14 protein-coding genes and 2 pseudogenes are annotated in these 12,097 nt (G+C 42.2%); 9 read left to right on the forward strand and 7 right to left on the reverse strand.

The annotated features are described in order from the left end of the window. Nucleotides 1–9: 9 nt before the first annotated feature. Complete coding sequence (locus tag HCZ91_RS10765; RefSeq protein ID WP_179799385.1) at nt 10–924, reverse strand: LysR family transcriptional regulator; 915 nt, start codon at nt 922–924, stop codon at nt 10–12. A gap of 175 nt (nt 925–1,099) precedes the next feature. Here HCZ91_RS10765 and HCZ91_RS13870 point away from each other — a divergent pair, with 175 nt between their 5' ends. The 5 genes and pseudogenes from HCZ91_RS13870 to HCZ91_RS10785 all read left to right on the forward strand — a co-directional run. Beyond that, on the forward strand, nt 1,100–1,576 hold the full coding sequence (locus tag HCZ91_RS13870) for a hypothetical protein (protein WP_218870158.1): 477 nt from the start codon (nt 1,100–1,102) through the stop codon (nt 1,574–1,576). Continuing rightward, entirely contained in the window at nt 1,570–2,097 is a 528-nt protein-coding gene (locus HCZ91_RS13875) for a hypothetical protein (protein ID WP_218870160.1), read from the forward strand. The genes HCZ91_RS13870 and HCZ91_RS13875 overlap by 7 nt, the downstream gene beginning before the upstream one ends. 285 nt (nt 2,098–2,382) lie before the next feature. Then, on the forward strand, nt 2,383–2,679 hold the full coding sequence (locus HCZ91_RS10775) for a nitroreductase family protein (protein WP_179799386.1): 297 nt from the start codon (nt 2,383–2,385) through the stop codon (nt 2,677–2,679). A 21-nt stretch (nt 2,680–2,700) separates the two neighbouring features. After that, a pseudogene (locus HCZ91_RS10780) lies at nt 2,701–2,967 on the forward strand (transposase); the annotation flags it as partial. Between the two features lie 150 nt (nt 2,968–3,117). After that, nucleotides 3,118–4,053, forward strand: a pseudogene (locus HCZ91_RS10785) (IS3 family transposase); the annotation flags it as partial. Here the strand turns inward: HCZ91_RS10785 and HCZ91_RS10790 are convergent. Both HCZ91_RS10790 and HCZ91_RS10795 read right to left on the reverse strand, forming a co-directional pair. Beyond that, nucleotides 4,041–4,796, reverse strand: coding sequence for an aminopeptidase P family N-terminal domain-containing protein (locus HCZ91_RS10790; RefSeq protein ID WP_179799387.1), 756 nt, complete (start codon nt 4,794–4,796; stop codon nt 4,041–4,043). The pseudogene HCZ91_RS10785 and the gene HCZ91_RS10790 sit on opposite strands and share 13 nt — an antisense overlap. 199 nt (nt 4,797–4,995) lie before the next feature. Then, nucleotides 4,996–5,865, reverse strand: coding sequence for a DMT family transporter (locus tag HCZ91_RS10795; RefSeq protein WP_257020047.1), 870 nt, complete (start codon nt 5,863–5,865; stop codon nt 4,996–4,998). Between the two features lie 131 nt (nt 5,866–5,996). On the opposite strand from HCZ91_RS10795, the gene HCZ91_RS10800 reads away from it, so the two are divergent. Both HCZ91_RS10800 and HCZ91_RS10805 read left to right on the forward strand, forming a co-directional pair. Beyond that, a complete protein-coding gene (locus tag HCZ91_RS10800) occupies nt 5,997–6,887 on the forward strand; it encodes a LysR substrate-binding domain-containing protein (RefSeq protein ID WP_179799388.1) in 891 nt (296 codons plus the stop codon). A gap of 122 nt (nt 6,888–7,009) precedes the next feature. Further along, nucleotides 7,010–7,756 carry a carbon-nitrogen hydrolase family protein gene (locus HCZ91_RS10805; protein WP_179799389.1) on the forward strand — a complete coding sequence of 249 codons (747 nt, stop codon included), beginning with the start codon at nt 7,010–7,012 and terminating at the stop codon, nt 7,754–7,756. 171 nt (nt 7,757–7,927) lie between these two features. On the opposite strand, the gene HCZ91_RS10810 is transcribed toward HCZ91_RS10805, so the two are convergent. Both HCZ91_RS10810 and HCZ91_RS10815 read right to left on the reverse strand, forming a co-directional pair. Continuing rightward, nucleotides 7,928–8,515, reverse strand: a complete 588-nt coding sequence (locus HCZ91_RS10810; protein WP_179799390.1) for a 2-hydroxychromene-2-carboxylate isomerase — start codon at nt 8,513–8,515, stop codon at nt 7,928–7,930. A 64-nt stretch (nt 8,516–8,579) separates the two neighbouring features. Further along, nucleotides 8,580–9,308, reverse strand: coding sequence for an SDR family oxidoreductase (locus tag HCZ91_RS10815; RefSeq protein WP_179799391.1), 729 nt, complete (start codon nt 9,306–9,308; stop codon nt 8,580–8,582). Between the two features lie 102 nt (nt 9,309–9,410). Here HCZ91_RS10815 and HCZ91_RS10820 point away from each other — a divergent pair, with 102 nt between their 5' ends. Both HCZ91_RS10820 and HCZ91_RS10825 read left to right on the forward strand, forming a co-directional pair. Further along, on the forward strand, nt 9,411–9,884 hold the full coding sequence (locus tag HCZ91_RS10820; protein WP_179799392.1) for a helix-turn-helix domain-containing protein: 474 nt from the start codon (nt 9,411–9,413) through the stop codon (nt 9,882–9,884). 153 nt (nt 9,885–10,037) lie between these two features. Continuing rightward, complete coding sequence (locus tag HCZ91_RS10825; protein ID WP_257020051.1) at nt 10,038–10,508, forward strand: zinc-binding dehydrogenase; 471 nt, start codon at nt 10,038–10,040, stop codon at nt 10,506–10,508. Nucleotides 10,509–10,635: 127 nt separating this feature from the next. Here the strand turns inward: HCZ91_RS10825 and HCZ91_RS10830 are convergent, their stop codons facing one another. Further along, entirely contained in the window at nt 10,636–10,941 is a 306-nt protein-coding gene (locus HCZ91_RS10830; protein WP_102090668.1) for a putative quinol monooxygenase, read from the reverse strand. A gap of 99 nt (nt 10,942–11,040) precedes the next feature. Then, complete coding sequence (locus HCZ91_RS10835; RefSeq protein WP_179799455.1) at nt 11,041–12,090, reverse strand: zinc-binding alcohol dehydrogenase family protein; 1,050 nt, start codon at nt 12,088–12,090, stop codon at nt 11,041–11,043. Nucleotides 12,091–12,097 lie beyond the last annotated feature (7 nt).

Here is a 12,097-nt window from a genome sequence, read left to right on the forward strand (position 1 = left end):
ATTTTCATTTTACCTTAATACCTGCTCTACCCGTTCAATCAAGTATTCTTTGACCGCATTAAACAATGGATCGATTAAGCGCCGTTCTGGACAAATCAAATACAGCGGATAGTTGGCCACTTGCCAGCCGTCCAACTCTACCTCGACAAGTCTCTCTGCCTTTAAATCGCCGGCTATATCTAACTGAGACTTTAATGCGATGCCTTTACCCGCCACTGCCCAGCGGCGTACAACGTCACCGTCTTTACTTCTGCGATTGCCATCCACGGCCACACGTTTAGTCTTTCCGGCTTTCTCAAAAGTCCACTCGCTCAAATACTTTTCATCATGACCCAAACGTAAGCAATTATGATGCGACAAATCTTGCGGCATTTTTGGGATACCGATATCCTTATCAATCTTGTTCAAATACTCCTTTGACGCACACAGTATAGGTCGATTATTCAACACTATGGGTAGTGCGACCAGTGATGAATCTTTGGGTGCGCCATAACGTAATGCCAAATCAATCTGCTGACCGTACAAGTCCACATAGCTGTCTGACATATGTAGCTGCACCGTCACTTTTGGGTGAATGTCTATAAAATCGTCCAACCAAGGCAAAATTAAGTTTCGTCCCAAATCTGATGATGCCGACAGTCGAATTGTACCCGTCAGCTCAGCATCATTGTCATGTAGTCCTGCATAAGCATTGTCTAAGATAGCCACCGCATCTCGGCAATGCTTTAAATATTGCTCACCCTTGCTAGTTAAACGCAGCCTACGAGTAGAGCGAACAAATAATACCGTCTCAATTTCGGCTTCTAATCGCTTGACCGCTGCACTCACAACTGCAGGCGACAGATCTAAATGCCGAGCACAGGCAGATAGGCTGCCTAAGCGAGCGGTCTCAATAAAAATACGTAAATCCTGCAAATTTTTCATCGTCATGCCTTCGTTCAATTAGCGTCTAACTTAGCAACCACCATCGCTTGCTGCTGCTAGCCTCATCATTATATAAAAATTATTGAAACTGTTTCTCTAAACCTGCTGATTATCAAAATCATTAATTATAGTAGCATGCACCTATAAGATTTACTCACACATTTGGAGATACACGATGGATACTATAATACGGCCTACGAGCACACAGGATACTCAACACCATAGCCACCATGATGGAGACAATCAACAGAGCGCACTACAGCAAGCACGCAACTTACCACTACCTTCAAAATCAGACATGCTTAGACGTGCACCATCGGTAGAGCATTTCTGGCATCAAAACAGCCAGTTACTAGAGCAAGCATGGACAGAGTGGGAAACCACTGAGCATGACTTGCCTGTACTTGATGACTCATTATTTGATCCAACTCTACGTGATGCAGTGACGCAAGCGTGGCGCACTCCTTCTACGGAGACGGCTGTTAAAAATTTATGGCAAGAGATACTACCTGACGTATACCAAGGACAACTCTTTGATCCAGCACAACTATCAACGCTGCGCCGTTATCTGCAAGCAATCGCAGACGCTAATATCCCAATACGTCCTCCTTACGGTATCGCATTGAACAGTACAGTAATGGGGCTATGCTAGATGCGCGCTCGTCAGGCTATTTGGCCATCCCTAATTTTCAGGCGTTTTATCATAAAGTCATGAATCAATATATGCGTCCTATCGCTCGGCTATTATTTGCCAATGTTTATGGCTATGACACTCAGACCTTTGGGTTCTCGATTCAATACCAGCCGACAGGCGACACATCGCTACAACTGCATACTGATGCTTCAGCGGTGACTATGAATATTAACCTAAATCTGCCAGGCGAAGACTTTACTGGATCAGAAGTTGACTTTGTTGATCGCCATTTGGGCAAACCAAACGTGCCATCTTTAAACCTGGCATGGCGATTATTCATAGAGGCTCGGTGCCGGACGCCGCACATCCAATTACTAGTGGCAAACGTACCAATATGGTGCTTTGGCTGTATGGCGATAATATGCAAATACCACGAGGAGTTGGGCTTAATAGTCATATTGATGCCAATCAACGTTGGACTGCTACGCACAGTCAGCCTGATAATTTCGCGCCGTTTTAAGATGAGCTTATGCGTTTAATGGATTTATCAATTGATAAAGTACATTCATTATACGTCCTAATATAGCTAATAAATAACCTTTAAACAGATTAGAAACGCCATATTCTCAAAATAATATTGAAAGTGTTTTCTCTTGTAGTTAGTGGTTCTAATGTATGAACTTTACTATTATGAGTCATCGCTAGGACGGGCTAATCATTCAACTTATCTATGCACGAATAAGGATTGAGTAGCACCGTTTGTTAAATCCGTTTGTATTACCAGCTGACTAAAAAACTGAAACTTACTTTACTTAAGGACAATCATGAAAACCATTAATGAAGCACTAAACTGGCGTTACAGCACCAAAGTATTTGATGCCAATAAAAAGATATCTGCTGAAGATTTTGAGCAGATCAAAGACATGCTACAAATGAGTCCATCAAGCACCAATATTCAACCATGGAGCTTTGTCATTGCAGATGATGACGCAGGCAAAGCACGCATTGCCAAAAGCACGCAAGGTGCCTTTCATTTTAATACACCTAAAGTCTTAGATGCCTCACACGTGGTGGTTTTGAGCTATGCTGAAAAAACTGTAGAACCAAACTTGGTAAACTAACGACTCAATGAGGAGTTTATCATGACTAAGAAAATCAGAACCTATAGTGCAGCATTCAAAGCTGAAGCCGTTAAAAAGATAGCAGATAATAAGGGCAATGTTTCAGCGACTGCAAAGCAGCTTGGCATCGCCATGCAGACATTATCTAACTGGCAAAACAAAGCTGATAAAGGCCAGCTTATTGGTACTAAAGAATATGATCCTGAGCTCATGGCTATACTAGAAGATAATAAACGTCTTAAACGTGATCTCAAAGTTGCTCAGGAAGAGAGAGAGATTCTAAATGAGGAAGGATAAAGCGAAGCACTGCTTCGCCCGGACGCAAGATGAGAGCTATGCTCGAATGAGGCCACGGCGTACTTCGCCAATGAGGAACGTTAAGAAACAGTCTAGTAGACTGTTTTAGTGACGCAAGACGTAGGGCTATGCCCGCAGTGACAGTTGATGAGGTACGTCTTTATCAAGGATAACCAGAAAATATTTAGCATCACTTGTATGTGTCACGTATTAGATGTCAAGCCATCAAGCTATTATAACTGGATAAATCGTGGTGTTAGTAATCAGCAGATCCACCGCAACCAGTCTGAATTACTGGTTAAAGCGGCTCACAGTGAAACGAAAGAACGTTATGGCGTAGGTCGACTGCATGCTCATCTTGCAGAGCAAGGCCACAACATTAGCCTGTATATGGTAAGACGCATTAAAGAAGAATACGGCATTGTTTGCCGTCGTCACAAGCGTTTTAAAGTTACCACCAACTCAAACCATAACAAGTTTATTTATCCAAACCTGCTCGATCAAAAATTTGATACCAGTCGTCCTAACGAAGCTTGGGTTAGTGACATCACTTACATATGGACAGATGAGGGTTGGCTATACTTAGCAGGTGTTAAAGACCTCTACACTAAAGAGCTGGTCGGCTATGCCATCAATAAGCGTATGACAGCAGATTTAGTTTGCCGTGCACTCAATATGGCCATCAAGAACAAACGACCCAACCAACGGCTGATTGTGCATTCTGATAGAGGCAGTCAGTACTGTAGTTATGACTATCATAAGATCATTAAGAAGCATAAATTTAAGGGTTCAATGTCCAGACGTGGTAATTGCTTTGATAATGCTCCGATAGAGAGTTTCTGGGGCATATTAAAGAATGAGTTAGTGTATCATCAGGATTATAAAATGAGATTCGAAGCTATCAATGACATCATTAAATATATTGAGCTTGAGTATAATGAGGAGCTATTAGCAAAGCACTGCTTTGCAGCGACGCAAGGCAAGAGCTATGCTCGCAGTGGGACTAGAATCCAAAAGGGTTTGGGCTATAAAACGCCAAGACAGGTGTGGTTTGATTTTTATCGTCAAGCTGCGTAACTAAAATCTCCCAAGTCAATGTCTACAGATTTGACAGCATAGGTCACAACCTCTGTTGAGGCAATTGAACATCGCATGGCATTAATTTCATCTTCGTTCTTAATAGATCGAGCAAACTCCATCACTTCCTGACCATCAAAAACATCGATTCCTAACTGTTTTATCTTATTGAAACCAGCAATTTCAATTTTATCGATAGCCAATCTTTTATTGTCTACAGCATGCTCCTGTAAAATAGATTGAATTTCTGAAGCAAACCTAGAGGCATGTTCGTCAGTTCTATCGCCGGTTTCAAAGTAGAAGAAAGAAGCGCCTCCTCTAACTTCTTTGATCAAAGGAAGGTGTGCTGATAAGTGCTCACAATTGTGAAAATCCCATAAAATAAGATGTCCTGATGCAGATACAAAACAGGCTCTAGAGTGATTATGGGTTACCCATACCTGCATATTTGTGGAGTCAGTCGCATAACGAATGTTAAGAGGATCAAACAATAAGATGCCGCCAAGATCTCTTTTCTGTAGTTCTTTTACGATTCTTTGGAGGCGGTATTCACGCATTCGTGTAAGGTTAGGAGGTGTCAACCCTAGCTCAGCCCACTCATTGAAAGCAATATCTGTGGGACCTATCTCGACACGGTCATTATCGTTCAGAGAGCCATCAGCTTTAAACGCGCCACCTCGACGCCGTGGAGGGTCGATTTTTCGATTTGAAGATGTGACTGAGAATGTGGTTATATTGCTCATTATTTGGCCTACCTCATAGTAATAACTTCAACAAACAAGAGCTCTCTTGAAGACTAGAGCCTTGCCTGAATGGTTGTATCTATAGTAATTTGCCACAAAAAATGAGTATGAAAAAAACGATTTAAACACACGAATTCATGACATAAATTCATGCGAATATTATTATAGATTCTTTCTCCGCTCTCTCTATTGTAAAACGCTATAGAGCTGTTCTTTTATATTTAATAGACTCAAGCGTGGCGAGCCAAATCAAAGGTAAGACGATCAGAGCCGAACCTATCAAAAGACTGATATCCGGTATTTCATCAAACCATACGATGCCGATAACCACTGCTCCTAACAGACCAGTATATTCTGCACTAGATATTTTATGTGCTTCAACCGCTCGGTAGACCAGTACGCAGATACCCGCATAGATCAAAATAAACAAATTTGAGCCTGCTGCTATCCATAGCGCGTACCAACTCAAAGGGGCATTTTCCCAAATAGCCAAACCAAGCCCCAATGGTATTCCGACTAAATTGGTCAAAAACAAGGTCTGAGTAACGGTGTGATTCGAAGGCAATTTACGCACTAGTAGGTTGTTTGTCGCCATGGTTAAGGCCACGATCAGCGCAAATATAGCGCCCATATTAATTTGTGTTGGTTTTACCACGACAAGAATACCTATGAAGCCTAGTATTGCCACAATGATGCTTGGTGCTGTGAGTCTGTCTTTATAAAACAGAAACCCTAAAGGCAACATCAGTAAAGGCGCAGTATAAAAAATCGCATTGACCGTGGCTAGCGGTAGCGCTTGAATAGACAACACCATAAATACCGCGCCAAACAACCAAATATACCCACGTACAAAATGCCATTTTACGTTACTAAGTAGCTTGGCTTTTTGGTTAAATAAACAAAACGGTAGCAGCATCAAGATAGCTGTTAGCTGACGCAATAGCACAAACTGATAGACCGCTGCGCCATCTGGCAACTCTTTTATCAGCGCATCTGAAAGGACTGCAATCATGTTTCCTGCAACCAACAGTATCATTGCAAATCCAACACTCATCTTCGGCATTATCATGCTTATACCTATCTCAAAATACATAAAATTTTAAATTAAGCCATTTAATCTAATGGTCAGATAAATAGTATATTCGCGTATACTCATGACGTATAATGATATAAAAACGTTTAGTATTAGTTGAACTCATAATGAAACTTCCTCCATTACGTGCCATACAATGCTTTGAATCTGTAGCAAGGCTTAATAGTTTTTCTAAGGCAGCAGAAAGCCTCAACGTGACGCAAAGTGCCGTGAGTCATCAGGTTCGAATGCTTGAAGAGTATCTTGGTGAAGCGCTATTTTATAGGCAGGGCCGAACCCTTTCTTTAACAGACATAGGTGCTCGCTATTTCACAGAAGTAAATCAATCGCTGACTACTCTATCCAATACCAGTCAGGCCATTCGCCATGATAAGCCTGGCCATATTCGCCTAGCGCTGTATAGTTCAGTGGCTGTCAATTGGTTGATTCCTCGGTTAGAAAACTTCCGCGAACAGCACCCAGAGATTGAGCTGACCTTAAATATGGTGACAGACCAAGACGACTATAATGAGCAATGTTCGGATTGCTTTATTACCGTCAATCCACCGAAACGCAATGTAGTCAGCAAGCTTTTATTCGCTGAAAAGCTATTTCCCGTCTGTGGCCAAAAGCTTTGGGCGGAAATAAAGGATCAGCCATTGCCTGAGGCGTTATGGCAACACCCTATACTGTCCGTAAAATATTCTGACAAAAGTGAAGGTACGGCTAATGATTGGCTAAAATGGTGTAAAGCAGGCGGGTTTGAGCTGCCAAGCGAGGTAAAGATTAATCAATTTAGCCATGTACTGCTTGCCGCACAGGCTGCACGTTATAACTTAGGTATTACGCTTACCGACAACTATATGATGCTAGAACAAACACATCAGCAAAATCTTGTCAAAATCCCAATGCATGAATTACTCACTGGCGACAGTTTCTATTTCTTTTATAATGACTTAAAGTCAAATCAACCAGACATCATTAAATTGAGTCGTTGGTTAGAGTCGCAATGTCTTTAAAAGCGTTTTAAATAGCATTTTAAATAAGTGTTTCTAAAGTTCATCATTAACGAGTATTACCTATAATTGCGACCAATAAGCACTGTGAAAGTATCAACCCCCTACGGTAAAGAGCAAGACCTATGCAAATAATCCTCAATCAAATGGATATTACCGATTATCAAGTATCAGTAAATGCTGCTGCGATATTAAAATCAATCCATGATCATCAAGTTTGTGATGGCTTTATGATTTTTCCAGAACTTGCTTTGACTGGCTTTCCGACGTTAGACAATATTGAAGCGTTGTATCATCAATCAACAGAGCACTTTCACAGCATATTGAAAGCAAGCAAAAATACAGATTCAACCATCATTATTGGACATATTGACAAACAGGATCAACTTTTCTATAACGCATGTTCTTTTATAAAAAACGGCGAAATCATTCATAAGCACCGAAAGTCAAAGCTTTGGCTTGATGATGTTGGGGTATTTACCAGCGGAGAAGACCTGTCAGTGGTTAGCATTAATGATGTGGTTTGCGGTGCTCAGATTTGTTTTGAGCTAGAGTTTCCAGAAGGCTCAAGAGCACTGGCAAAAAAAGGCGCACAGATCATATTTATGCCAAACGGCAATATGTCTCCCTATGCAAATACCCACTATGTATTGACTCAAGCTCGGGCTATAGAGAACCAATGTTTTGTGATTACCTGCAATGGTGTCGGCGTCGGTCATGGCGGTCAGTTTGTAGGAGAGAGCCTAATCGTCTCTCCTACGGGACGAATCATCAAAAAACTTGGTTCGTCGCCAGATATAGTAACAGTAGATATAGATTTAGAGGAACTAGAGCAGTCTAAGCAAAACTATCAATATATAGACTTGTCTTAATGTCACCATAGAGCTTAGTCATTAAACTGAGTGGCAAGGTTGTTTTCTAGAGAAACCACAGTGAAGAAAAATCACCGTTACGTATCGCGGCTGATGTCTGGTGGCTTGAGAGCCGATGGATTATCGTTGAGCTAGTACAGCGCAATCTATATATCCTATGACTTACTATTCTCAGTCTCTCAAAGCATCTTCAACAAAGCTCAACCGGTCTTGACCAAAAAACATCTCACCATTTACGAAGAAACTTGGTGCCCCAAATACGCCTCGTGCTACTGCTTCTTCGGTACTAGATTTTAAACGCGCCTTAACCTCAGGCTCACTAATACGCGCCATAAAATCAGTCGCATCAATGCCTACTTTCGACAAAACCTCAGCCACAACTTCTGGTGATTCCATATTTAACTTTTCAGCCCATAGCCCATTAAAGACAGCTGATAAATAACTCTCAAATTTAGGTGTCCCCAAATAAGCGGTAACACCGCGCATAAGCTGCATGGTATTGACTGGGAAAAATGGATTGAAGCAAAAAGGTACGTCATAGATAGCTGAAAAACGCTTAAGGTCTTTGAGCATATAAGCGCCTTTAGCAGGTACGGCAGCTGGTGAGGTGTTACCAACGGCTTGGAACACTGCGCCAAGTAACATAGGTCGCCAAACAATCTCGGCATTGTGACGCTGCGCGATACTCGCTAACTGTGTCCATGCCAAATAACTGGCTGGGCTACCCACATCAAAGAAAAACTCTACTTGTTTACTCATCTTTGCCTTCCTTGCAATATATTAAAAATCCATTAAAATTTTGACGGTTATTAACCAGATAAGATTAAAAAGTTTCCATCCATGGGCGTAAATCCAGCTCATGCGTCCAGCTATCTCTTGGCTGACAGTGCAGCTGCCAATACTGCTCAGCGATATGTTCTGGATTTAAAATACCGTCTTGGTCTTTGAGCTCATAGCGCTCGGGAAAGTTGTCACGAATAAAGTCAGTATCAATAGCACCGTCAATGATAGGATGCGCGACATGGATGCCCTTCGGCCCCAACTCTCGCGCCATGCTTTGTGCCAATGCCCGCAAAGCAAACTTAGCGCTAGCAAAAGCCGAAAAACCTTTACTACCGCGTAAAGACGCTGTTGCACCCGTAAAAATAATTGTCCCACTCTCACGTGGAATCATGACTTTTGCCGCTTCTCTACCTGTCAAAAAACCAGCCAAGGCACCCATCTCCCACACTTTTCGATAGACCCTCTCTGTCGTATCTAAGATGGAGAAATGAACGTTTGCCCCGATGTTAAACACCACAACTTCAATTGGGCCAATGTCTTTTTCAATATGAGCAAACAGCTCAACCATCTCTTGCTCGACACGTGCATCACAACCAAATGGCTTGACTACTCCCCCAGCCGCTTCGATATCACTGACTAATGCCTCTAGCTTCTCAACAGTCCTTCTGGTCACGCACAAAGTAAAACCTTCTCGCGCAAAACGTCTGGCAACAGCACTGCCAGTGGCATCGCCTGCGCCGATTACAACTGCTACGGGTGCTCTGTTCATGTCTATTTCCTTATAGGTTCCTTTTTAGAACTAACAAAAACATAGCTTTATTTTTGGAACCTGTCAAGCTAACCTATGACTTAACGATAAAGGAGATAACCTATGCGCTGGGATGAACTGGACCAACAGTCTTGCTCGGTAGCTCGCACTTTAGCAGTCATTGGTGATCGTTGGACGCTCATGATTTTACGTGATTGTTTTTTGGGAGTCAGACGATTCGACGTATTTGAGCAACGCTTGGGCATTACACGTCATGTCCTATCTAACCGTCTTCGCAAACTGGTTGAATACGATATTTTAAAAAAAGTCGCCTATCAGCAGCGGCCGCTACGTGAGGAATATAGACTGACAGAGTGTGGATTAGATTTGCACTCTGTCGTACTGGCATTGGTCAGTTGGGGTGATAAATACATGGCTGATGAACGCGGGGCACCACTGTTGCATAGACACAAGGCATGTGGTCACATTATGCATCCTGTGACAGTATGCTCTGAGTGCGCTGAGGCCGTTACTGCACGTGATATTGAGGTTGAGATAGGACCTAAATGGATCGGTAATAATGAAGTGAGTATTTAACTTAGTAGCGGTTCATGAATAACCGTACCTATAAGTAGTAGCCGCTGTTTACAATAACTTGGCAGCTAAAGTTTTCGTACCCGAGCCAATGTCTCGTCAGGTGATAAGGTACTAATATCAGGTGCTTCAGGCGGGGTCGGCTCAGCAGTCCAGCTGGCGAAAGCGCGCGGTGCTTATGTTATTGCCATCACCATCACCAGTCCCAGTAAAAATCAACAGTTGCTAGAGTTGGGAGCGGATCAAGTGATATCGCGCGATGACGACTTGGTCAAAAATTTAGGCGAAAACTGCCTTGATGTAGTGATTGATTTGGTCGCAGGAAAACAGTGGCCTGAGTTTTTACAATTACTGAAACCAAGAGGCAGATACGCTGTATCTGGGCCGATTGGAGGCGCGCTGGTTGAGCTAGATATTAGAACACTTTATTTAAAAGACTTAACCTTTTACGGCTGTTCCGTACTACAGCCTGAAGTATTCCAAAACCTCGTTAACTGTATCGAACAACGTAAAATAAATCCAATCGTGGCGTGTACCTTTCCATTAAAAGAGATACATACTGCTCAAGCGGTTTTCTTAGAAAAGAAACATATCGGTAAAATCGTTTTGAACGTTGCTCAAGAATAATCATCGATCAATAGCAAATAAATAGCGTATAAATCAATAGCTACTGTTTTGAAGTATAAAAGCCAATCTTATCAGTCATGACTTTCAACCATTCATTTTATTGTTAGCAGCAGAATATAGATCAAACCTATGAGATAACTGTCATTTCAGTAACGATAAATTCATCGACCATTCCATCTGTTATTTGTACATAGTTTTGGAAATGCGGGCTTTGTACATGTTGCTGAAGACACTCGTTGTTTTCCCAAATTTCATAAACCACGAAACCGTTACTATTTGCATTTTCTTGATGCAAGTCATATTGAATACAACCTTGATCATCTTGTGATGCTGCTGTCAGTTTAAGTAGCTCAGTTTTCACTTGTTCAACGTGCTCAGGTTTGGCTTTGATAGTGGCGACGATGGTAAGTGGTTTGTTTGCTTGCGTGCTCATCTATTTATCCTATGTTTATTATTATCATTGATTTAAATAGGTCCAACGTGTCTGCTAAAAGCGTCACATTGGACCTATTAATCTAAATGGCGTTATGCGTTATGCAGACCAGCCTTCTAATACAATTTTGCCATGCGCTTGCTGTTTTTCTAGCATTTGATGCGCACTACGTAGGTGTTCAGCGGTGATAGCCCCAAGATTGTGAGCAACTGTGGTTTTGATCTCGCCTGCATCAATCAATTTTGCCACTGCATTTAATAAATGATGCTGTTCAATCATGTCTGGCGTATTGAACATTGAGCGTGCAAACATAAATTCCCAATGCAGGCTTAAGCTCTTGGTTTTAAGAGGGTTGGCATCTAATGATTTTGGATCATCAATCAGTCCAAGCTTACCCTGCGGCTTTAAGCATTTAATGATTTCTTCATAATGGTCTTCAGTATTATTGAGACTCACCGCATAGTCTACTTCAGCAATACCTGTTTTTTGTAGTTCATCAGACAATGGGTTGCGGTGATTGATAACATGATCAGCACCCAAGTCTTTGAGCCACTGCACACTCTCATCTCTCGAAGCTGTACCAATAATCGTGGCAGACGTTCTTGTTTTTAATAACTGAGTTAAGATAGATCCAACGCCGCCCGCTGCGCCAATGACCAATACTGAGACGTTATTAGCATTCTCGCTACTACCACTGTCATTCGCTGCGCTATCAGAGACAGGCACTTGTAAACGGTCAAATAACATCTCCCAAGCCGTAATCGTCGTCAGTGGTAATGCCGCTGCCTCAGCGAAAGACAAAGAGGCTGGCATGTGTCCAACGATACGCTCGTCGACCAACTGATATTCAGCATTGCTGCCTGAACGGGTCAAATCCCCAGCATAATAGACGTTGTCGCCTACTGAGAATAAACTGACGTCTTCACCGACAGCCGTCACAGTACCAGCAGCATCCCAACCAATAACAGCATACTCACCCTCTGCGGCAGGACGCCCTTCACGGATTTTGTAATCTACTGGATTGACTGATATGGCTTTCACTTCTACGAGAATATCGCGGCCTGAAGCAACTGGCTTATCAAGGGTGATGTCTTGTAGCGATTGTTCGTTATCGATAGGTAGATTGTTTTGATAACCAATGGCTTTGATAGTTTGC

This window comes from Psychrobacter sp. BI730, assembly GCF_013414195.1.
Taxonomy (GTDB): Bacteria; Pseudomonadota; Gammaproteobacteria; order Pseudomonadales; family Moraxellaceae; genus Psychrobacter.